Origin of the sequence: Salinicola halophilus, assembly GCF_003206155.1 — a bacterium.
Taxonomy (GTDB): Bacteria; Pseudomonadota; Gammaproteobacteria; order Pseudomonadales; family Halomonadaceae; genus Salinicola; species Salinicola halophilus.
On the sequence record NZ_PZJV01000002.1, the window covers coordinates 114,439 to 136,211 of the forward strand.

Below are 21,773 nucleotides of genomic sequence, written 5' to 3' on the forward strand. Positions count from 1 at the left end.
AACCGCTATCACATTGAGTCGGTTGGGCTTTCATCCGACCCGGACATCGAAACCGAGAACGAGGGTAGGCTTCAATGAGCGAACTGACGCGCGTATACCCCGTCGACGAGCGGGTGTCGGCGAATGCCAGGATCGATCGCGAGCGGTACGAAACGCTCTATCGCCAGTCGATCGAGGACCCCGAGGGTTTCTGGCGTGAACAGGCCCAGAGTCTCGACTGGTCGCGTCAGCCGAGCCGAATCAAGAACACTTCCTTCGCGTCACACGATGTCGATATCCGCTGGTTCGAGGATGGCGAACTCAACGTCGCCGAGAACTGCCTCGATCGCCATCTTGCGACCCGCGGCGATCAGCCGGCGATCATCTGGGAAGGCGACGACCCCGAGCAGCACGAGGTCATCACCTACCGGCAGCTCCACGCGCGTGTCAGTCAGCTCGCCAACGCCTTCAAGTCGCTCGGCATCGGCAAGGGCGATACCGTCACGCTCTACATGCCGATGGTGCCGGAAGCGGCCATGGCGATGCTTGCCTGCGCGCGGATCGGCGCGATTCACTCGGTGGTGTTCGGCGGTTTCTCGCCGGATGCGCTGGCAGGACGGATCGTCGACTCGCAGTCCCGCCTGGTGATCACCGCCGACGAGTCGGTGCGTGGCGGCAAGCAGATCCCGCTCAAGGAGAACGTCGACGCCGCGCTGACTCGCGACGGCACCGACGTCGCCGAATCCGTGATCGTGCTGCGCCGAACCGGCGGCGACATCGAGTGGCACGAGTCCCGCGATCGCTGGTTCCACGAGCTCGTGGACGCACAGTCCACCGACTGCCCCGCCGAAGCGATGAACGCCGAAGATCCGCTGTTCATCCTCTACACTTCCGGCTCCACGGGAACGCCGAAAGGGTTGAAGCACACCTGCGGCGGGTATCTGCTCTATTCGGCGCTGACGCATCGCACGGTCTTCGACTACCGCGATGGCGAAGTCTACTGGTGCGCGGCCGATGTCGGCTGGATCACCGGACACAGCTACATCGTCTACGGGCCGCTCGCCAACGGGGCGACGACGCTCATGTTCGAGGGCGTGCCGACCTATCCCGATCATGGCCGCATCGGCCGTATCATCGACAAGCACGACGTCGCGATCCTGTACACCTCGCCGACCGCCATCCGCTCGCTGATGGCCCACGGCGAGCACATCATGGATGACAGCCGTCGCGACTCGCTGCGCATCCTGGGCACGGTTGGCGAGCCGATCAATCCCGAGGCCTGGGACTGGTTCTACCGGGTCATCGGCAATTCGCGCTGCCCGATCGTCGACACCTGGTGGCAGACCGAAACCGGGGGGCACATGATCACACCGCTACCCGGAGCAACCGATCTCAAGCCCGGCTGTGCGACCAAGCCGTTCTTCGGCGTGCAGCCGGCGCTGGTCAATAACGAAGGCGAGCGTCTCGAAGGCGCGACCGAAGGCAATCTGGTGATTCTCGACTCCTGGCCGGGGCAGGCCCGCTCGATCTGGAACAACCACGAGCGGTTCGTACAGACCTATTTCTCGACCTACGAAGGCGTCTACTTCACGGGTGACGGCTGCCGTCGAGACGAAGACGGTGATTATTGGATCACCGGGCGCATCGATGACGTGCTCAACGTCTCGGGACACCGCATGGGAACGGCAGAGATCGAGTCCTCGCTGGTGGCACACAGCGCGGTCGCCGAAGCCGCCGTGGTGGGGTTCCCGCACGACATAAAAGGGCAGGGGATCTACGTCTACGTGACGCTCAATGACGACGTCGAACCGACCGATGCGCTCAAGCAAGAGCTCAGGCAGTGGGTGCGCAAGGATATCGGCCCGATTGCCACACCGGACGCCATCCAGTGGGCGCCCGGGCTGCCCAAGACGCGCTCTGGCAAGATCATGCGCCGCATCCTGCGAAAGATTGCGGCCAATGAAACCGACGGGCTCGGCGACACCTCGACGCTGGCCGACCCGAGTGTCGTCGAGGAGTTGATCGACACGCGTCATCGCGAGGAGTGACAAATCGAATGAACGCCCTAATACTCCAGTAACTAGTCAATTATATGAATAGCGGCATGACAACGACTGCTGACGAAGCAATAGCGTTTTTAAGCGTAGAATTGGGTTATTGATCGATAACGTAAAGCCGGCCAATTGTGCGAAAGAATTTAACTTTTCTTCGCGCAAAAAGCCGGTTTTTTCAGTGAAATACTAGGGAACTTCCGCAGTCAGCTGAGAGACTTGGGAATCCCCGAGTGCATGGGGTAACATGCCGTTAACCGCGTTTTTGGCCATGTCGTTTCGAATGGCAGAAGTGGATACCATCCCGATAATGCCGGAGGAGATTTAATGGCTTTCGCCCAGAAATTCATCGTCGCCGATGACCACCCACTCTTCCGGGCGGCGCTCAATCAGGCGCTGCGACAGGTGTCCCCTCAGGCGGAGATCGTCGAGGCGGACACGATGGAGGCGACGACGGAAGTCGTCACTCGCCATCCCGACGCCGATCTGATCCTGCTCGATCTGCACATGCCTGGCGCCCACGGTTTCTCGGGTCTGATCCAGCTCCGGGGACAGATGCCGGACATCCCGGTGACGGTCGTCTCCGGCAGTGAGGAGATGGACGTCGTTCGTCGTGCCATCGACTACGGCGCCTCGGGTTTCATTCCCAAATCCGCCTCGCTGGACACGATCGCCGAAGCGATCGGTGAAGTGTTGCAGGGCGAAGTTTGGCTGCCCCCCGAAATGGCCGCTGCCATGGGGGACGGTAACGAAGAGGATGCGCGGTTCGCAGAAGCGATCGCCTCGCTGACACCGCAGCAGTTTCGCGTGCTCAACATGCTCACCGAGGGATTGCTCAACAAGCAGATCGCCTATGAGCTGAACGTCTCCGAGGCGACCATCAAGGCCCACGTGACGGCGATTCTGCGAAAGCTCGGTGTTCATTCACGGACGCAGGCCGTGATCGCGGCGCAGAAGCTGGAGATCGATCCGCCGAAAGTCGCTCACGACTAAAAGGTCGTTGCCTCGAGTCTCGGCGAGAGTCGTGAAAAAAAGCGTATCGTTGCGATACGCTTTTTTTTATGGACGATCGGTCTTTCGGCATCGAGACGTCGCTCCATGAGAGCGGCGTCGAAACGTTGTCCTATGAGAACGACTGTGAATCGATCGGTTCAGGTCGTCGACGGTTCGAGAGCTGCCCGACGCTGCAGACGGCGCGCCAGCAGTACGATCTCGATGCAGCCGAACAGCATCAGGGCGTAGCCTGTCAGCTCGGTCATCTCTTCGGCGGCGTCCTTGACCACGCGCAGGTAGTGCTCACCCATCAGCGCGTGCCAGAGTTCGCCGCGCCCGTAGAGTCGCGAGAAGAGGTAGGTAACGAGAAACCCGCCGGCGAACAGACCGAATCCCAGGGTATCCGCCAGACGATGGAACTCTTTCAGGAATTGGTGACGTCGACGCAGCGTGAGAATCAGTACCGGCAATGCGGTCAACGTTGCCAGTACCTGCCAAGCGCCATCGAAGACGTAGGTGTCGAGCCAGAGATCGTTCTCGCGGATGAACGAGGCGAAGAACAGCCCCCAGAGGAGCAGCGCCGCCGTGGGGAAAACCTTTTGACGCTGCCGTGCATAAAGCATCAATAGCGACGACGCCAGCAGCACTAGCGCCTGGGTGATCTCGGTGAATGACACTTCACTGAAATCCGGCCCACCCGCACGCCGCGCATCGATGACGAATGCCGCCTGCGTCAGCGCGGCTAGCGCAAGAATGTAGAAGACGGCGCGAATCGCAACGGCGCGAAACGAAAGCGGCTGAAGGGGAGGGGTAGCAAGCACGATCGACTCTCGGTATAAATGATAGTCGGCTAATAATATCAGCCGACGTCGAGTCGAGAAATGTTCGTTAAGAATTTTTTAAGCTTGCGTTACATTCAAGGCTCGATGCCCGCTTTGAGAGCGCTGCTCTTGATCCCCGCGAGCGCGGCGCACTCATCGTTGTGAGAGCTATCCCCGCTCACGCCGACCGCGCCGATCACTTCGTCGCGCTCGTTGAGTATCAGTACACCGCCAGCCACCGGGATGAACTCCCCTCCGGCCGCTGCCGCCACCGAGGCCAGAAAGGCAGGTCGTGAATCGTTGCGCTCGCCAATGACGCCGCTGGAAAGTCCGTAACCCAGCGCCGCCTTGGCTTTACCCCGGGAGACGGCGACGCGAAGCGGCGCGCAGCCATCCATTCTATCGCTGGCGATCGGCTCTCCGCTGAGATCCACGACCGTCACGGTGATCGGGTTCATGTCCTGCCCCCCTGCATAGAGGATGGCGCCGTCGACGATGCACCGGGCTTGCGCCAGCGGCAGCGACTGCTGCAGCAGATAGATATTTCGCGGCATGGTCAGAATCTCCTTTTCGGTATTCATAATGCGTTTTGGCTAGCATCGGCTATTCACCATTGGGAGAATGCCGGCTGTTCACCGACATGAGCCGAGCATGGTCAAGATTCAGCAGAACACGCTTTACGGCGAGGCGGCCGCCCGGATCCGCGACATGATCAACGACGGCGCGCTGCTACCCGGTGCCCGCGTCCCCGAAAAACAGCTCTGCGAGCAGTTCGGTATCTCCCGCACGCCGCTGCGCGAAGCGCTCAAGGTGCTCGCCTCCGAGGGGATGGTCGAACTGCTGCCCAATCGCGGCGCGCGGATCATGCGGCTGACGCGCTCGACCCTCGAACAGACCTACAGCGTCATGGGGGCGTTGGAGGGGCTGTCGGGCGAGCTCGCCTGTTGCCATATCACCGAACAAGAGATCGATGCGATACAGGCGCTGCACGATCGTATGCTCGAGCACTATCGGGCCGGCGACATTCATGCCTATTTCGCGCTCAATCATCAGATACACGACGCCATCATGGCCGCCTCACGCAACGACGTGCTGCGCGAGACGCATAACAGTCTCAGCCATCGCATCCAGCGGGTGCGCTATGCCACGACGATGAGCGACGAGCACTGGGCTCAGGCCGTCGCGGAACACGAAGCGATGATCCATTGCCTGCGCCAGCGTGATGGCGAGCGCATGGGTGCCATCCTGCGCGAGCATCTACGCCACAAGCTCAACGTCGCCGCCGCCAGCGGTGTCATCGACGACTGACGCTTTCACCCGCCGGCGTTCGCCGAATGCCTGCCGACGCTCGCTGTCCTCGGCGGCTGTCGTCGGTTTCTGTCTCGGGTCCTTGGCATGGCCCTCTGTCCTGAGCCCGTGCCATGGGCGCTCTTGGCGACCTACATGGGCGCTCTTGGCGACCTACATGGGCGCTCTTGGCGACCTACATGGGCGCCCCTCGGATTCTCTCGCGCTGCTCGCGAACTCCCTCGGTAATCGTGGGCGCCGGTCGGTGTCGCCGCTGACTGCTCGCCTCGTGCGAGGCGCTTGCGCCCGCGTAGACGCTTCTTGCTCCTTACGTTGCCAGCCGCTGCAGGTCTTCCCTGTCATCCGCGGCAAGCCTTCCCTCCCCGCGACGACGCCTTTCACCACTCACCGCTCTGAGACTTTCCGGCAATAGACCAATGGGGCGTTGGGTTGGCGTGAATTATGAATTCATAATCCATTCGGCACGCACGGCACCGGTGCCGACGGCTCGTCGACGCGTCTTGGCTGACGGTGGGAGCGCGAACGGCGCGTTCAGTACAACAACCGAGGGATTCACGTGATGAAGACTCTGAAGATCGGTCTGCTCGCTTTCGCACTGACGGCCACTGCAGGCCAGGTCAGCGCACAGGGCGTCGAGGTCAAGCTCGCACACGTCGGCGAGCCGGACTCGCTGTTCGCCGATGTCGCGGGGGAATTCGCCGAGCGCGCCAACCAGAAGCTCGAAGGGGAGGCGAAGGTGACGGTCTACGGCTCGAGTCAGCTGGGCGGCGACTCCGAGCTGCTCAAGAAGCTCAAGCTGGGGACGGTGGATCTCGCGCTGCCGTCGACCGTCATGAGTAGCGTCGCCCCGGAATTCGCGCTGTTCGAAATGCCCTACCTGATCGCCGACCGCGACCACATGGCGCGAGTGCGCGACGAGGTCGTCCGCCCGACGCTCTTCCCCGTGGCCGAGCAGCGTGGCTATCACATCATCGGCGTATGGGAGAACGGTTTTCGCCAGATCACCAACAACGTCCGTCCCATCGAAGTGCCCGCCGATCTCGAAGGCATCAAGCTTCGCGTTCCCCAGGGCATCTGGCGCGTCGAGATGTTCAAGAGCTATGGCGCCAACCCTTCGCCGATGGCGCTCTCCGAGGTCTTCGTAGCGCTGCAGACCGGTGCGATGGACGGCCAAGAGAATCCGCTGGTCCAGACCTACGCCTCGCGGCTGCAGGAGGTCCAGGACTATCTGTCGCTGTCGGATCACATCTACACCCCGGCCTTCGTCACCGCAGGCATGAGCTGGAACCGGCTGCCCCAGAACGTGCGCGACGTGCTCGAAGAGACCGCGACCGAGATGGAGGACTACGCCCTCGAGCGGGGCGAAGCGCTGGATGAAGAGACGCTCGCCAAGATGCGCGACGCCGGGCTGGAGGTGAACGAGGTCGATCGCCAGGCCTTCATCGATGCCTCGCAGCCGGTCTACGACAAGTTCATCGACGAGGTCGACGGCGGCCAGGAGATGCTCGACACGGTCCGCGATCTGCAATCCGCCAGCTGACCGAGCCACCGGGCGCGTGGCGCCCGGTGACCGAAGGAGTCGTTCATGAGAGCGCTGAATACACTTCGCGATGGCTTCACGCGGCTGCTCGAAATCATCGTGGTCCTCAACATGCTCGCCTTGGCGGGAATCGTGATCGTCGGGTTTCTCTCTCGGCTGATGGGTTCCCCCTTCACCTGGTACGACGAAGCGGCCTCCATCTCCCTGGCGTGGCTGACCTACTACGGCTCGGCGCTCGCCGCCGCCAAGGGCGCGCACATCGCCTGCCCGAGTATCGTCAACGCCTTCCGACCGGCGCTGCGAGTGCCGGTGGCGCTACTCGGTGAAATGGTGACGATCGCCTTCTTCCTGCTGCTCGCCTTCACCGGCTGGCAGGTCGTCTCCATTCTCGAAGGCTCGACCATGATCAGCCTGCCGTCGGTGTCGCTGCAGCTCACCCAGTCGGCGCTACCCGTGGCCTCGATCCTCTTCATCATCGCCGAGCTGCTTCGCCTGCCCGACGTGCTTCGCCAGGCGCGCGGCGAAGGGTTCATCGATCACGAACTCGAGGAGGTCGGGCTCAGCCCCAATCAGGCGAGCCAGACGCCGGCCCCCGCTATCGACGCCGGAGGGACGCGCCCATGATCCTCGCTCTGATGTTTGCAGGCCTGCTGGCGCTGATCGTTTTCAACGTGCCGATCGCGATCGCCCTCGGGCTGGTTGGCGCCATCGCCGTCTATTCGAGCTACGGCGTCTACGCGCTGCCCAATATCGGGCTGACCATGTTCGAGGGGGCAACCAACTTTCCGCTGATCGCCATTCCGCTGTTCATTCTCGCCGGGGCGATCATGAACGCCTCGAGCATTTCGCGTCGGCTGATCGACTTCGCCGCGTCCTTGGTCGGCTTCGTCAAGGGCGGGCTCGCCATGGTGACCATCGGCTCGTCGATCTTCTTCGCCGAGATCTCCGGCTCGGCGGTGGCCGGGGTCTCGGCCCTCGGCAGCCTGCTGATCCCGGCGATGAAAAAGCGCGGCTATTCACGCGAGTTCGCCGCGGCGATCTCGTCGTCGGCGGCGAGCCTCGCGATCATTCTGCCGCCCTCCATTCCCATGATCCTCTACGCGGTGATGTCCGGCGAGTCGGTGGTGAAGATGTTCGTCGCCGGTATCTTTCCGGGGCTGCTCGGGGCGCTGGGGCTGGCGGTGGTCTGCTACTTCCTGGCGCGCAAGCACAACTTCCCGTCCGAGGGGCGTTTTCAGGCGAGCCGTGTCTGGTCGTCGTTCAAGGAGGCGATCTGGGCGCTGCTGATCCCGGTCATCATCCTGGGCGGCATCTTCGGCGGCATCGTCACCGCCACCGAAGGGGCGGCGCTGGCCGTGGTGGTGGCGATCTTCATCAGCGCGGTGATCTACCGCGAGTTCTCGCTGAAGACACTGTGGAAGGCGTGCCTCGACGCCGGCGTACAGACGGCGGTGGTGATGCTGCTGGTGGCGAGCTCCGCGCTGGTCGGACTCTACCTGACCGAATCCCAGCTGCCGCAGCAGCTCGCCAACTCGATCAGCGGGCTGACCGACAACCGCTACGTCATTCTCGCGCTGCTCAACGTGATCTTCCTGATCCTCGGGATTTTCCTGCACTCCGCAGCGGCGATCATCCTGGTGGTGCCGATCGTGCTGCCGCTGATTCTCGAAGTGGGGATCGACCCGCTGCACTTCGGCCTGATCGTGACGCTGAACCTCGCCATCGGCCAGCAGACCCCGCCGGTCGCCAGCGTGCTGATCGCCGCCTGCTCCATCGCCAAGGCGGACATCTGGCGCACGACCCGGACCAATCTCTGGTTTTTGGGCGTGCTCTTCGTGATCTTGCTGTTCAACACCTACGTGCCGGACGTCGCGCTGCTGCTGGTGAACCTGATCTACGGCACCTGAGGCGATCGACGTGAACCGAGACGACACGCCGAGAAACGACCCGCCGATCGAGGCAATGACCTAGCGATCGAGGCAATGACCTAGCGATCTAGACAATGAGGAGTGCCGATGCCATGAGCGACAACGACAGCCTGCGCCGCCGCGAGACGGCCCCCGACGACGACATCGTCTGCGAGAAGCGAGGCCGTATCGGCTGGATCCGCTTCAACCGGCCCGGCGCGCGCAATGCCATGACCTGGCGAATGTACGAAGCCCTGGCGCAGGCGTGCGAGCGCTTCGACAAGGACGAAGAGGTCATCCTCATCGCACTGCGCGGGGAGGGCGGCGAGGCGTTCGTGGCCGGCACCGACATCACCCAGTTCGTCGACTTCACCACCCCCGAGGACGGTATCGACTACGAGCGCCGGATCGACGCGATCATCGGCGGGCTCGAGCGGGTGGAGACGCCGACGGTGGCGCTCATCGACGGCTACTGCGTCGGCGGTGGGGCCGCCATCGCACTCGCCTGCGACTTTCGCTACGCCAACGAGGCGTTCAAGTTCGGCATCCCCATCGCCAAGACGCTGGGCAACTGCATGTCGATCACGAACGTCTCGCGACTGGTGGACTGTCTCGGTGTCGCCCGGACCAAGCGGGTGCTGATGCTTGCGCGAATGATCGAGGCCGAGGAGGCCGCGGCCGTCGGCCTGCTGGACGGCGTCGTCGCCGGTGGCGAACTCGATGGCTGCGCCGAGGCGTTGGCCGAGCGGCTCGCCGGCCACGCCCCGCTGACGATGCGCGCCGCCAAGCGCTGCGTGAATCAGGTGCTAGAGACCCGGCGGCCGGCTTCGGACGCCGCCGACGACCTGATCGCGCGCTGCTACACCAGCGAGGATTTTCGCGGCGCCGTTCGCCGCTTCGTCGACAAGACGCCTTACACCTGGCAGGGGCGCTGACGCCGCCGCCACGTCTCCGAACCACTCATCAGCCGTTTCAACGACGCCGGGAGAGACGCCATGCAAGCGCTGGAAGGCATGAAGGTACTCGACATCTCACAGATCATGGCCGGACCGTACTGCACCATGGTGCTCGGCGACATGGGCGCCGACGTGGTCAAGGTCGAGAAGACGCAGGGCGGCGACGACAGCCGGCAGATGGGCCCCTACGTCAACGACGAATCGACCTGTTTCGCCCAGATCAACCGCAACAAACGCAGTATCTCGCTCAATCTCAAGGAGGCCGACGGGCTCGAGATCTTCTACCAGCTCGCCCGCGAGGCGGACGTCGTGGTGGAGAACTATCGCCCCGGGGTCACGCAGTCGCTGAAGATCGACTACGAGACGCTCAAGGCGATCAACCCCGGGCTGGTTTACTGCTCGATCTCCGGCTACGGGCAGACCGGGCCGTATCGCACGAAGGGCGGTTTCGATCTGGTCGCCCAGGGGATGACCGGGCTGATGTCGATGACCGGCGAGGCCGGCGGACGCCCGCTCAAGACCGGCATCGCAGTCTACGACATCGGCGCCGGCCTCACCGCCATCTACTCCATTCTCGCCGCCTACATTCACAAACAGAAGACCGGTGAAGGCCAGTTCGTCGACGTCGCCATCGCCGAGTGCGGGCTGCCCTGGTTCACCTGGGAGGCGGCGGCCTACTTCGCCGAAGGGCGCGTCCCCCAGCCGACGGGGTGGCGACATCGGGTCTCGGCGCCGTACCAGGCGCTCAAGACCCGGGACGGCTACCTGATGCTGGGATGCGCCAACCAGCGCACCTGGGAGCGGCTCTGCAACGACGTGCTCGGCAGACCCGAGCTGATCGCCGACCCGCGTTTCGCCACCAACAGCGATCGGGGACATCACGTCGAGGCGCTCGAATCGCTGCTCGAATCCTTGTTCGTCGAAGAGGACATGAGTCACTGGCTGCGCCTGTGCGATGCGGCGGGGGTGCCGGCAGGGCCGATCAACGACTTCGCCGACGCCATGGAGGATCCGCACTATCGCGAGCGGGAGATGATTCAGACGCTGGATCACCCGGTGATCGGTCGAATGCAGACCCTGGGCTTCGCCAGCAAGCTCTCCCAGACGCCACCCCGGATCCGTCGGCCCGCGCCGACTTTCGCCCAGCACACCCAGGAAGTGCTGGCGACGCTGGGGGTCGACGACGCGCGACTCGCCGCGCTGAGAGAGCGGGGCGTGGTGCGCTGAGAGAGCAGAGCGTAGCGCGCTGGGGGAGCGGTGGTGTGCGCCGAGCGCGCAGGATGCGGTGCGCCACGACGGCGAGTCGCGACGCTCAGTCGGCGTCGAAGGCCTCGGCCGCGGCGGGAAGGGCCGCCAGCGTCGAGCGTCGCGCCTCTTCCACCAGCCAGTCGTGGATCGCGCGTACGCGGCGATCGTCCAGCGCGCCCTGCTGGTAGACCAGGCCATAGCGTTTGCCGGTGGTCACGGTTCCTTCGAACGGTGCGATGAGGCGGCCGCTATCGAGCTCGTCGCCGATCAGGGTGCGCCGGGCGATCGCCACGCCCATGCCGGCGATGGCGGCCTCTACGGTGAGCTGGTTGCGGTTGAAGGTGTAGCCGCGGCGCACGTTGACGCCTTCGCCGCCGATCGCTGCCAGATAGTGCTCCCACTCCGCATAGTCGTGGCTGCCGCGCCAGGCGGTGACGTCGTGCAGCAGCGGATAATAACCTAGCACATTGGGGTGGGTGAGCGGCGGTCGCCGGCGCAGCAGCTGCGGCGAGCAGACCGCGAAGATCTGCTCGTCGATCAGCGGCGTCGTCTGCAGCCCCGGGTAGTGGCCGTCGTTGAGATCGATCGCCAGGTCGAAACCGCCGTCGAGCAGCGAGAGGTTGCTGTCCTCGGCGCTGGCGTGCAGCTCGATCTCCGGAAAACGCGCCTGTAACCGCGGCAGTCGCGGCATCAGCCACTTGGCGAGAAACGACGGCAGACAGCGCAGGCGCATCACTCCGCTCATCACCCCGCCCCGCAGCCGGTCGACCTCGAGCCCTACGGCGTCGTAGGCCTGCGATACCACCCCGGCGAGCCGTTCACCCTCCTCGGTCAGCGCCAGCTGACGCGGCAGGCGTCGAAACAGCCGAAACCCCAGGCGATCCTCCAGCTGCTTGATCTGCTGGCTCACCGCGCCGGTGGTGACGTGCAGCTCCTCCGCCGCGCGGGTGAAGGAGAGGTGCCTGGCGCTGACGGCGAATACCTTCAGCCAAGCGTGGGTCTGGGAGTTGAGAGGGGTCAGCATGGTTTAGTCACGCTAAAAGGCTTGGCAGATTTAGTGGATTGAGACCGGTGTAACCGGCGGGCACACTGAAGTCAAACTACATTCCAGCCCATTTGCCAAGTCGCCGCCGTCATCGAACGCCGAACGCTTTCGAGACACTGGGTAGCGGGGATGCGACAGGGCGAAAGGAGAGCGTCATGACCCTCAGCGTATTCGACCTGTTCAAGATCGGTATCGGCCCCTCGAGCTCGCATACCGTCGGGCCCATGCAGGCGGCCTTCGAGTTCGTCGAGGCGCTGCGCGAGCGCACGCTGCTCGACGTGGTCGAGCGTGTCTCCATCACGCTCTACGGCTCGCTCAGCGCCACCGGCAAGGGGCACAATACGGATAGCGCGGTGCTCGGAGGGCTGATGGGCGAGCGCCCCATCTCGGTCGACCCGGACGACCTGGCGCTGAAGCTCGCCGCTCTCGAGCGCGACGGCGAATTGAGGCTCGGTGGCGTGCGCGGCGTCCGTTTCGACAGCGAGCGGGATATCCGCTGGTGCGACGAGATTCTCGACTACCACACCAACGCCATGCGCCTGGAGGCGTTCGACGCGGCCGGCAGTGTTTACGCCAACGTCTACTACTCCGTGGGCGGCGGCTTCGTCGTCGACGCCGAGCAGGCAGCGCACCAGGAGCCGGCGACGCCCACGGTGGCGCTGCCCTACGCCTTCAGAACCGGGGCCGAGCTGCTGGCGATCTGCCGGCGCGAGTCGATGTCGATCAGCGACGTGATGCTCGCCAACGAGAGCGTCTGGCGCAGCGAAGCCGAGACCCGCAGCCGGCTGTGGGAGATCTGGCTGGCGATGAAGGCGTGCGTCGACAGCGGGCTGGACCAGCAGGGCGTGCTACCCGGCGGACTCAACGTGCGTCGACGCGCGCCGTCGCTGCATCGCCATCTGCTGGCGCTGGATGACAAGAAGGGGCTCATCGCCGCCACCTTCTCGGCGATGGACTGGGTCAATCTCTTCGCCCTGGCGGTCAACGAGGAGAACGCCGCCGGCCGGCGCATGGTCACCGCGCCCACCAACGGCGCCGCGGGCATCGTACCGGCAGTGCTGCACTACTACATGAAGTTCGAGCCCGAAGCGTGCGAGCGCGACGTCGTGCGGTTTCTGCTGGCGGCGGGGGCGATCGGCATTCTCTGCAAGACCAACGCCTCCATTTCCGGGGCGGAGGTGGGCTGTCAGGGCGAGGTGGGCTCCGCCTGCGCCATGGCCGCCGCGGGGCTGGCCGAGCTGCTGGGCGGTACGCCGGAACAGGTCGCCAACGCCGCCGAGATCGGGCTCGAACACAACCTGGGGCTGACCTGCGATCCGGTGGCGGGGCTGGTTCAGGTGCCCTGCATCGAGCGCAATGCCATTGCCGCGGTGAAGGCGATCAACGCCGCGCAGATGGCGCTGCGCGGCGACGGCGAGCACTTCATCTCGCTGGACAAGGTGATCCGCACCATGCGAGACACCGGTCGCGACATGCAGGACAAGTACAAGGAGACCTCGCGGGGCGGGCTGGCCGTGAACACCATCGAGTGCTGACTCGCGGCGGTGTTCGACGTTACCGGAGCGCCGAGCGCGAACGTTTCGCGCGATAGGATCCTGAAAACACGAATCGAATCCGGCGGCCATAATCACGGATAACGACAAGGCGTCGTTGCTATGCCAATATCGCTGCTCTCCATCGGGTGTCGGCCGCATCGATGTCCGTAAAAAGACGATAAAGGCAAGGGGATATGAGCGAAGATAGTTGCATTACGCGTCATTTCGAGCACTACCGTACGCTCTCCAAGAACGACGAGGCTTTACTGGCGGGCCTCGAGCAGAGCCCGAGCAAGGTTCGCGCCGATCAGATCCTGTGGCAGGAGGGGGACACCGCGCGCGAGTTCTGCACGCTGAGCCGGGGCTGGGCCTACTCGTTCCGTCACATGGAGGACGGCTCGCGTCAGATTCTGGAAATCTACCTGCCAGGCGACATCATCGGGCTGCGCGAATTCGCCTTCAAGGAGCGCCTTGCCGGGGTCGCCATGCTCGAAGACGGCGTCGTCTGTCATTTCCCCCATCGCCGGCTGCTCAACGTCTTCCGCGAGTCGCTGACGCTATCAGCGATCTTCTTCGCCATCTCCTCGCATCAGCAGGCGCTGCTCACCGAGCGGCTGGTGAATCTGGCGCGCCGCAGCGCACGCCAGCGGCTGGCGCACCTCATCTACGAGATGTATGTGCGCCTCGCCCGCACGCGGGCCCGCGACGGCAACAGCATCCGGCTACCGCTCTCGCAGCAGCACCTGGGCGACGCTCTCGGCCTCTCCTCGGTTCACGTCAGCCGCACGCTGACCACCTTTCGCGAAGAGGGGCTGATCCTGCGGGCGCGACAGCGTATCGAACTGCCGGACCCCGACGCCCTGGCGCGAGAAGCGGAGTTCGCCGACGCCTACCTCAATGACGGTATCGCCCACTTCTTCACGACCGAGCGCGACGACTGACTCGCCTTCGCCTCGTGCGATCACCGGGCCATTCGATCAACGCTCCATCCGATCGACGGGCCCTTCGATCAGCTGTCCCCACGATCGATAGCCCACTCGCTCGGCGGGCGATGCGGCCCGCGACCGAGCCGTTCAATCGCCGAGCTGCTGGGCGAGAAAATCCACCAGCAGCCGAATCTTCGACGAGAGCTGGCGGTGCCGGGGATAGACTGCCCACACCGCCGTGTCGGTGAACTGGTAGCGGTCGAGCACCGACACCAGCTCCCCGCGGGCCAGCGCCTCTTCGACGTAGTAGTCCGGCAGCTGCGCCAGCCCCAGCCCCTTGCACGCCGCATCCAGCAGTGCCGGCCCCGAATTGCCCCGCCAGTTGCCGGAGACCTTGATCTCCCGGCGCCGGCCGTCCACCTGAAATAGCCAGCTGTCCCGCGAGCCCACCAGACAGCTGTGGTGGGTGAGCTCCGACAGGCTGTGAGGGGCGGGCATGCGCTGGAAGTAGTCCGGCGATCCCACCACGTACTCTCGCCGGTCGCACAGCCGCCGCGCCAGCAGGCTGGAATCCTTGAGTACGCCCATGCGGATCGCCACGTCGAAGCCTTCATCGATCAGCTCCACCGAGCGGTTGGTGAAGTGAAGGTGAACGTCCAGCTGTGGATAGCGGCGGTGGAAGTCGTTGACCAGCGGCGCGATGAAGCGCTCGCCGAACGTGGTCGCGCAGCTCAGCGCCAGCCGCCCTTGGGGCTGTGTCTGCAGCGCATTGAGCGCATCTTCGGCCTCGCGGAAACCATCGAGCAGCGCCCGGCAGTGCTCGAAGTAGACCGCACCGCCGTCGGTCAGTCGGATCTGGCGCGTGGTGCGGTAGAGCAGCGGCGTGCCCAGCTGCTGCTCCAGCTGGCTGACCTGACGGCTGACGTGTGAACTCGACACCTTCAGCGACGCCGCCGCGCGGGAGAACGTACCCAGGCGAACCACCGCGACGAAGGCCTCGATGCCATCCCAGCGTGACATGTGTGCTCCTCGGCGTCTGAATCCATTCGATGCGATGGATTATTGCACATCGGCAACAATCATCTGTCATGCATCGGGTTTATTGCCGGGGAGCGAGCGCCTAGACTGAGATCGATTCGGTCGACCCGCCGGCGAGACGTGGGCGACCCACCTCAGAAAGGAGACCAGACCATGAAATCCCGTGCTGCCGTAGCCTGGGAAGCGGGCAAACCGCTGACCCTGGAAGAGATCGACGTTCAAGGCCCCAAGGCGGGAGAAGCGCTGGTGCGCATGGTCGCGACCAGCGTCTGCCACACCGACGCCTACACGCTCTCCGGCAAGGATCCGGAAGGGCTCTTTCCCTCGGTTCTGGGCCACGAAGGGGCCGGTATCGTCGAGGAGGTCGGTGAAGGCGTCGAAGGGCTCAAGCCCGGCGATCACGTCATTCCGCTCTATACCGCCGAGTGCGGCAAGTGCAAATTCTGCCTCTCCGGCAAGACCAACCTCTGCAGCGCCGTGCGCGCGACGCAGGGCAAGGGCCTGATGCCGGACGGCACCACGCGCTTCTCGAAGGACGGTCAGTCGCTGCACCACTACATGGGCACCTCGACCTTCTCCGAGTACACCGTGGTGCCGGAAGTGTCGCTGGCCAAGGTCTCCAAGGAAGCGCCGCTAGACAAGATCTGCCTGCTCGGTTGCGGCGTCACCACCGGTATCGGCGCGGTGCTCAACACCGCCAAGGTCGAGCCGGGTGCGACCATTGCGGTCTTCGGCCTCGGCGCGATCGGCCTGGCCGTGATCCAGGGCGCCCAGATGGCCAAGGCGGGGCGCATCATCGCCATCGACGTCAATCCGGACAAGTTCGAGATGGCGCGCCAGTTCGGGGCCACCGACTTCGTCAACCCGAAGGACTACAGCGATCCGATCCAGCAGGTGATCGTCGACCTGACCGACGGCGGCGTCGACTACTCGTTCGAGTGCATCGGCAACGTCAACGTCATGCGTTCGGCACTGGAGTGCTGCCACAAGGGGTGGGGCGAGTCGATCATCATCGGCGTTGCCGGTGCCGGCGAAGAGATCTCGACACGACCGTTCCAGCTGGTGACCGGACGCGTCTGGAAAGGCTCCGCCTTTGGCGGCGTCAAGGGGCGCTCCGAGCTGCCGGACTACGTCCAGCGCTACATGGATGGCGAACTGATGATCGACGAGTTCGTCACTCAGGACATGAAGTTCGAGCAGATCAACGAAGCGTTCGACCTGCTGCACGCGGGCAAGAGCATCCGAACCGTTCTGCATTTTTGATTTATCGCGCCCGAGGCCGCGCGAAAAGTCAGAGCCATGCTGGCCTCGGAGCATTATGGAGAGTCGCTCTGGCGCCGGTTTAGGCGCGCATGAAAAGCGGCGCACGAGGAGAGGAGAATCGCATGTCGATGAGCGAACAGCTGGAGCTGGTCTCGGCCACGAAGAGCCACGGTGGCTGGGTCAAGCGCTACAAGCACTACTCGCGGGCGCTGGACTGCGACATGATCTTCGCGATCTATCTGCCGCCGCAGGCCGAAGAGGATCGGGTGCCGCTGCTGTGGTGGCTCTCCGGACTCACCTGCAACGACGAGAACTTCATGCAGAAGTCCGGCGCGCAGCGCACCGCCGCCGAACTCGGTATCGCCATCGTCTGCCCGGATACCAGCCCCCGCGGCCTGGACCTGCCGGGCGAGCACGAGAGCTACGACTTCGGCTCCGGAGCGGGGTTCTACCTCAACGCCAAGGTCGAACCGTGGTCGCGGCACTACCGCATGTACGACTACGTGACCGAAGAGCTGCCCTCCGTGGTGCGGCTGCACTTTCCGGTCAACGGTCGCGAGTCGATCAGCGGCCACTCCATGGGCGGCCACGGCGCACTGGTACTGGCACTGCGTCAGCCCGGTCGCTACGCCGCGGTGTCGGCGTTCGCGCCGATCGTCAACCCGACCCAGGTGCCCTGGGGCCAGAAGGCATTCGAGAACTATCTCGGTGACGACGTCGGCCTGCGCACCCAGTACGACGCCTGCGAGCTGGTGGCACGGGGCTCCTCGCGCCAGCCGCTGTTCATCGATCAGGGCGAGGCGGACAACTTCCTCGACGAGCAGCTCAAGCCGGAGCGTCTGGAAGCCGTGTGTGAAGAGCACGATCACCCGCTGACGCTGCGTCGGCATCCGGGCTACGATCACAGCTACTTCTTCATCGCTAGCTTCATCGATGAGCACCTGCGCTATCACGCCGAGCGGCTTCGCGCCTAGCTTGATGCTTAGCCCTGACGCCTGGGCTAGATGCCTGGCCCCGACGCCCGAGTCTGACTCGGGCGCCGTCGACTCAAAGACCCGCGATCCGTCGCGGGTCTTTTTTTATGGCTAGTTAGCCGCTGGTCGCTGGTCAATGGAGGCCGTCGAAGGCGCGCTGGATACGAGCCGTCGGCGGCGACGTTCCCTTGAAGAGCGAATTGAAGAGTGAATTGAAGGGTGATGCCTCACGGCCCTGGCCGTACAGCCGCAGAGATACCTGGCACGAGGCGGCCGCGGCCGTGGTGGCCTCCCATCAAAACGGGCCGGTGGGTCAGCCGCGTTCGGTGTCACCTTGTGCACGGAGAGTGTCGCTTGGTGTCAAGCCGGCGCCGGGCATTACGTCATAGTAGCGGGCAGTCCGTGTCGTCGACCCCTCGTCAAGCGATTGTCGCCGTCACGCTCTTCCGACGACCGCCAGAGGTGCTTTCGATGCTACGACGCCAGACCGTTGTCCACTCACTCGCCGCCGCAACGCTGGTTGCGACCGGCAGCGCCCACGCCGCTCTCGATACCGTGCGCTTCGGCGTCTCGCCCTGGCCCGGGGTCACCGTCAAGACTGAAGTCGCCGCGCAGCTGCTCGAGGCGATGGGCTACGAGACCCGCCAGAACGAGCTGGCCGTCGGCGTCATCATGAACGGGCTCGTCAACGATCAGCTCGACGTCTATCTCGGCAACTGGTATCCGGTGCAGGAGGCGATGACCGAGCCGCGTCTTGCCGATGGCACGCTCGCCCACCCCGCGAAGAACATCAGCAACGCCAACTCCGGCCTGGTGGTTCCCGAGTACGTCCATGCGGCGGGTGTGGAGAGTGTGGCCGACCTGACGCGCTACCCGGAGCGTTTCGACGGCGAGATCCAGGGAATCGAGGCGGGAACCGGCATCAACGACGCCATTCTCGCGGCCATCGAAACCGACAAGGCGGGGCTCGGCGACTGGCAGCTCAAGGAAAGCTCGACGGCGGCGATGCTCGCCTACGCCGATCAGAAGATCGAGGCCGAGGAGTGGGTGACGTTCGTGGGCTGGGAGCCGCACTGGATGAACGTCAACTACGACCTCTACTACCTGAAGGATAGCGACGACAGCGGCGTGGCGGACATTCTCAGCACCGTGTGGACGCTGGTGCCGGGCACGCTCGAGAGCGACGATGCCAATCTCTATCGCTTTCTGTCGCAGTTCACGGTGGATATCGAAGAGCAGAACGACTGGGTCTATCAATACAGCCACGAAGAGCGGCCGGCCGATGAGGTGGCCAGCGAGTGGATTCGTGACCACGACGCTACCGTCGCCGAGTGGCTCGACGGCGTGACGACGACCGATGGCGAGCCGGCGATCGATGCCGTTCGCGCCCGGGGCGAGAGCTAGCGGGGCGTTCCGACCGAGGCGGCGTGAGCGACAGACCCGGGTGAAGACGCGGCGTCGTTCGCGATCCGTTCGCCAATGGCCGCGCAGAACGCCCCCCAGGCGTGATGCATGGCGTCCAGTTCGGCGTGGCCGTGCAGCGCCGAATGCACCATATCAGGGGCACAGCGATAACCCACTGATGCGCCGGCGGCACGCCACTGCGTGACGGCCTGCTCCAGCGGCCGGGTCAGCGGATCGCGCTCCACGGCGAGCGCCTCGATGGCGGGGGCGGGAGGAACGGCCGGGTCGATCGCCGGCACGGTGGGCGCGGCCATCTCCCACAGCGCCAGCACGTCGGCACGCGAGAGCAGCGGGCCATCCGGCCCCAGCGTCTCGGGCGTCGGTGTCCCTAGTACGGGATAGATGAGACCGAGCACGCTGGAGAAGGCATCGAGGTGAGCGACATCGTGGGCCAGCCGGCCGCCGGCGCTGTCCCCGATGAGGGCGGCGGGGGAGGCGGCGTTCACCACCGCGCGACAGTCCGCCAGCGCCTCGGCGTAGCTCGCCTCCGGCAGCCGACGATAGTCGACGCTGATCACCTCGCGGGCGAGCCGCGCGGCCAGATCGGCGGTGATGCCGTGGTGACTCTGGGTCGAGCCGAGATTCCAGCCGCCGCCGTGCAGATAGACCACCGGCGCGCCGTCGCCGTCGGCGAAAACGAAGCGGCGTACCTCCACGCCAGCGAGGCGCTCGGCCTCGACCCGCAAACCGGGCGGGTCCGGCGGACGGTGCGTGCGGTGCAGCGCGTCGTAGAGCCGCCGACGCTCGGCCAGCGGGGCGGCGGCGCTGGCATCGAGCGTCGACAGACGACGAATGAACGATTCGATCGGCATGCGAGACTCCCTGTCGGCGGTACTCGCCGACGCAGCGCGGCAAGCCCTTGTTATACTGGCAAGCCTACTCCCGAGCTCGAGCGCTTTCCATGACGTCAGGCTGGCCCCGCAGGCTGCTGCGCTACTCTTTGATCGCCATGGCGGCCTTCGTCGGGCTGTCGGTGCTGTTCGTGCTGCTGTTTCGTTTCGTGCCGGTGTTCGGCTCGATGGTGATGGCCGAGCGCAAGGTCGCCTCCTGGTTCGACGGCGAGAACCTGCAGATTCACCAGCAGTGGACGCCGTGGGAGCGGCTGTCGGACAACGCCAAGCTGGCGGTGATGGCGGGGGAGGATCAGCGCTTTCCCGAGCACTGGGGGTTCGATGTCGCCCAGATCAAGCGCTCGCTGACGAACTGGTCCGACGGCGGTAGCCTGCGCGGCGCCAGCACCCTGAGCCAGCAGACGGCGCGCAATCTCTTTCTCTGGACCGGGCGCAGCTGGATCCGCAAGGGGCTGGAGGCGTGGTTCACCCTGCTGATGGAGGCGCTCTGGCCCAAGCAGCGCATTCTCGAGGTTTATCTCAACATCGCGGAGTGGGATACCGGCGTCTTCGGTCTGGAAGCCGCCGCAGAGCGCTACTTCAACACCTCCGCCGCCAGCCTCAGCGTCTCTCAGGCAGCGCGGCTCGCGGCCATTCTGCCCAATCCGCGCGGGCGCAGCGCGTCGCAGCCCTCCGCTCAGGTGAGCCAGCGCGCCGCCTGGATCGAGCGCCAGATGCGCAACCTCGGGGGTACCGCCTTTCTGGGCAGGCTCGACTGAGCGGCGCGCGTCCGGCCGCTCCCTTCTCTGGTCTATTCCTTCTCTGGCCGATATTGCCTATAGCCGATCCATTCTTGGGTCTGCCTCCTCGCTGGTCCCTGTCTCGCCGGTCCCTGTCTCGCCGGCCTTCGTTCCGTCGGTGCCTTTCTCGTCGACACTTCGGCGGGCGGCTCGCTTTCCTTCGATTCCCGGTCTACCGGTCCTCGTGCGACCAGCCCTCGAGCACCGCATCGCGTTTCTCCAGCAGATGACGGCGCATCAGCTCACCCAGCTCAGCGGCATCGCGACGCTCCAGGGCGGCAAGCATCGCTTCGTGCTCCTCGACGGCCTTTTGCCACTTGGCTGCCGAGCGGTTGGAGGAGAGCCGTAGCGGGTGCAGGCGCCGGTTGAGAGCGAGATACGTTTCACGAAGTTCGTCGTTGCGTGCCGCGCGGTTGATCAGGTCGTGAATGCGCTGATTGGCGCGATAGTACCGGGGGAGATCCCGGCGCGCCCAGTACGCCATCATCTCGGCGTGCTCGGCGCGGATCGCGGCGATCTCGGACTCGGTGACGCGCTCGCAGGCGAGCTCGGCGGAGAAGCGTTCCAGCGCACTCATCAGCTCGAAGGCGTCGTCGATCTCGGCGCGGGTCATCCGCGTGACGAAAGCGCCGTGATGGGGCGAGAGCGTCACCAGTCGCTGCGAGGCCAGCACGCGAAGCGCCTCCCGCAGGGGCGTGCGCGAGACCTCCAGCCGGGCGGCGAGAGCGACTTCGTTGAGCCGCTCGCCGGGGGCGAGTTCGCCTTCGATGAGCATGTCGTGAAGGCGCTCCACGATGCGGTCGTGAAGCGTGGCACGGGCGATCTTCAGCGGCGGCGAGGCGGGGGCGCTCTCGTTCGATGGGGGCATGGCGGGAATCCTTCGCGATTCAGGGCCTGGCGAGAGGCGGCCCGGGTCAGTGTCGAAGCGACGGCGCCGCTGACGTCTTCTTGCTCTTCATCTTTTACCACCGCCGGCGTCCTTTATCGCCGTCACTGGGGGCTGTCTCGCGCGAGTCACGCAGGCTGATTCCCTGCGCGCAGGGTGACGTTGGACTTATGTCGCGGTAGGTGGCCCGGATATTCTCGTGCATATTG

The 21,773-nt window shown here is 64.8% G+C and carries 20 protein-coding genes; 14 read left to right on the forward strand and 6 right to left on the reverse strand.

The window, feature by feature from the left end; all coding sequences use genetic code 11:
- Positions 1 to 74: 74 nt before the first annotated feature.
- Positions 75 to 2,027, forward strand: a complete 1,953-nt coding sequence (acs, locus tag DOM33_RS08270; RefSeq protein WP_110667808.1) for an acetate--CoA ligase — start codon at positions 75 to 77, stop codon at positions 2,025 to 2,027.
- Between the two features lie 330 nt (positions 2,028 to 2,357).
- A complete protein-coding gene (locus tag DOM33_RS08275; protein WP_110667810.1) occupies positions 2,358 to 3,023 on the forward strand; it encodes a response regulator in 666 nt (221 codons plus the stop codon).
- A 158-nt stretch (positions 3,024 to 3,181) separates the two neighbouring features.
- Here the strand turns inward: DOM33_RS08275 and DOM33_RS08280 are convergent, their stop codons facing one another.
- Entirely contained in the window at positions 3,182 to 3,844 is a 663-nt protein-coding gene (locus tag DOM33_RS08280) for a hypothetical protein (protein ID WP_110667812.1), read from the reverse strand.
- A 95-nt stretch (positions 3,845 to 3,939) separates the two neighbouring features.
- A complete protein-coding gene (locus DOM33_RS08285) occupies positions 3,940 to 4,398 on the reverse strand; it encodes a GlcG/HbpS family heme-binding protein (protein ID WP_110668614.1) in 459 nt (152 codons plus the stop codon).
- Between the two features lie 97 nt (positions 4,399 to 4,495).
- On the opposite strand from DOM33_RS08285, the gene DOM33_RS08290 reads away from it, so the two are divergent.
- The 6 genes from DOM33_RS08290 to DOM33_RS08315 all read left to right on the forward strand — a co-directional run bounded on the left by DOM33_RS08290 (position 4,496) and on the right by DOM33_RS08315 (position 10,782).
- Positions 4,496 to 5,152, forward strand: a complete 657-nt coding sequence (locus DOM33_RS08290; protein WP_110667814.1) for a GntR family transcriptional regulator — start codon at positions 4,496 to 4,498, stop codon at positions 5,150 to 5,152.
- Positions 5,153 to 5,711: 559 nt separating this feature from the next.
- The gene (locus tag DOM33_RS08295; RefSeq protein ID WP_110667816.1) at positions 5,712 to 6,692 is read left to right on the forward strand and encodes a TRAP transporter substrate-binding protein; all 981 of its coding nucleotides are present in this window, start codon (positions 5,712 to 5,714) and stop codon (positions 6,690 to 6,692) included.
- A 45-nt stretch (positions 6,693 to 6,737) separates the two neighbouring features.
- Positions 6,738 to 7,316: a TRAP transporter small permease gene (locus tag DOM33_RS08300; RefSeq protein ID WP_204352649.1), complete on the forward strand. Its 579-nt coding sequence runs from the start codon at positions 6,738 to 6,740 to the stop codon at positions 7,314 to 7,316.
- On the forward strand, positions 7,313 to 8,599 hold the full coding sequence (locus DOM33_RS08305) for a TRAP transporter large permease (protein WP_110667818.1): 1,287 nt from the start codon (positions 7,313 to 7,315) through the stop codon (positions 8,597 to 8,599). The genes DOM33_RS08300 and DOM33_RS08305 overlap by 4 nt, the downstream gene beginning before the upstream one ends.
- A gap of 113 nt (positions 8,600 to 8,712) precedes the next feature.
- Positions 8,713 to 9,534 (forward strand): enoyl-CoA hydratase/isomerase family protein, encoded by an 822-nt coding sequence (locus tag DOM33_RS08310; protein WP_110667820.1) that lies wholly within the window; start codon positions 8,713 to 8,715, stop codon positions 9,532 to 9,534.
- 60 nt (positions 9,535 to 9,594) lie between these two features.
- The gene (locus DOM33_RS08315) at positions 9,595 to 10,782 is read left to right on the forward strand and encodes a CaiB/BaiF CoA transferase family protein (protein ID WP_110667823.1); all 1,188 of its coding nucleotides are present in this window, start codon (positions 9,595 to 9,597) and stop codon (positions 10,780 to 10,782) included.
- 85 nt (positions 10,783 to 10,867) lie between these two features.
- Here DOM33_RS08315 and DOM33_RS08320 read toward each other — a convergent pair whose 3' ends face one another.
- A complete protein-coding gene (locus DOM33_RS08320) occupies positions 10,868 to 11,827 on the reverse strand; it encodes a LysR substrate-binding domain-containing protein (protein ID WP_110667826.1) in 960 nt (319 codons plus the stop codon).
- A gap of 176 nt (positions 11,828 to 12,003) precedes the next feature.
- Here DOM33_RS08320 and DOM33_RS08325 point away from each other — a divergent pair, with 176 nt between their 5' ends.
- Positions 12,004 to 13,383 carry an L-serine ammonia-lyase gene (locus DOM33_RS08325; RefSeq protein WP_110667828.1) on the forward strand — a complete coding sequence of 460 codons (1,380 nt, stop codon included), beginning with the start codon at positions 12,004 to 12,006 and terminating at the stop codon, positions 13,381 to 13,383.
- 194 nt (positions 13,384 to 13,577) lie between these two features.
- Positions 13,578 to 14,324: a Crp/Fnr family transcriptional regulator gene (locus DOM33_RS08330; protein WP_110667830.1), complete on the forward strand. Its 747-nt coding sequence runs from the start codon at positions 13,578 to 13,580 to the stop codon at positions 14,322 to 14,324.
- Positions 14,325 to 14,456: 132 nt separating this feature from the next.
- On the opposite strand, the gene DOM33_RS08335 is transcribed toward DOM33_RS08330, so the two are convergent.
- Positions 14,457 to 15,329 carry a LysR substrate-binding domain-containing protein gene (locus DOM33_RS08335; RefSeq protein ID WP_110667832.1) on the reverse strand — a complete coding sequence of 291 codons (873 nt, stop codon included), beginning with the start codon at positions 15,327 to 15,329 and terminating at the stop codon, positions 14,457 to 14,459.
- Between the two features lie 171 nt (positions 15,330 to 15,500).
- Between DOM33_RS08335 and DOM33_RS08340 the strand changes: the two genes are divergently transcribed.
- The 3 genes from DOM33_RS08340 (at position 15,501) to DOM33_RS08350 (ending at position 18,988) form a co-directional block, all read left to right on the forward strand.
- The gene (locus DOM33_RS08340) at positions 15,501 to 16,610 is read left to right on the forward strand and encodes an S-(hydroxymethyl)glutathione dehydrogenase/class III alcohol dehydrogenase (protein ID WP_110667834.1); all 1,110 of its coding nucleotides are present in this window, start codon (positions 15,501 to 15,503) and stop codon (positions 16,608 to 16,610) included.
- 122 nt (positions 16,611 to 16,732) lie between these two features.
- Positions 16,733 to 17,584: an S-formylglutathione hydrolase gene (gene fghA / locus DOM33_RS08345; protein WP_110667836.1), complete on the forward strand. Its 852-nt coding sequence runs from the start codon at positions 16,733 to 16,735 to the stop codon at positions 17,582 to 17,584.
- A gap of 471 nt (positions 17,585 to 18,055) precedes the next feature.
- The gene (locus DOM33_RS08350; RefSeq protein WP_110668618.1) at positions 18,056 to 18,988 is read left to right on the forward strand and encodes an ABC transporter substrate-binding protein; all 933 of its coding nucleotides are present in this window, start codon (positions 18,056 to 18,058) and stop codon (positions 18,986 to 18,988) included.
- On the opposite strand, the gene DOM33_RS08355 is transcribed toward DOM33_RS08350, so the two are convergent.
- The gene (locus DOM33_RS08355; protein ID WP_110667838.1) at positions 18,985 to 19,860 is read right to left on the reverse strand and encodes an alpha/beta hydrolase fold domain-containing protein; all 876 of its coding nucleotides are present in this window, start codon (positions 19,858 to 19,860) and stop codon (positions 18,985 to 18,987) included. The two genes, DOM33_RS08350 and DOM33_RS08355, sit on opposite strands and share 4 nt — an antisense overlap.
- Before the next feature lie 89 nt (positions 19,861 to 19,949).
- On the opposite strand from DOM33_RS08355, the gene mtgA reads away from it, so the two are divergent.
- Positions 19,950 to 20,657 carry a monofunctional biosynthetic peptidoglycan transglycosylase gene (gene mtgA / locus DOM33_RS08360; RefSeq protein WP_110667839.1) on the forward strand — a complete coding sequence of 236 codons (708 nt, stop codon included), beginning with the start codon at positions 19,950 to 19,952 and terminating at the stop codon, positions 20,655 to 20,657.
- Positions 20,658 to 20,850: 193 nt separating this feature from the next.
- On the opposite strand, the gene DOM33_RS08365 is transcribed toward mtgA, so the two are convergent.
- Positions 20,851 to 21,546: a GntR family transcriptional regulator gene (locus DOM33_RS08365; protein ID WP_110667841.1), complete on the reverse strand. Its 696-nt coding sequence runs from the start codon at positions 21,544 to 21,546 to the stop codon at positions 20,851 to 20,853.
- Positions 21,547 to 21,773: the final 227 nt, after the last annotated feature.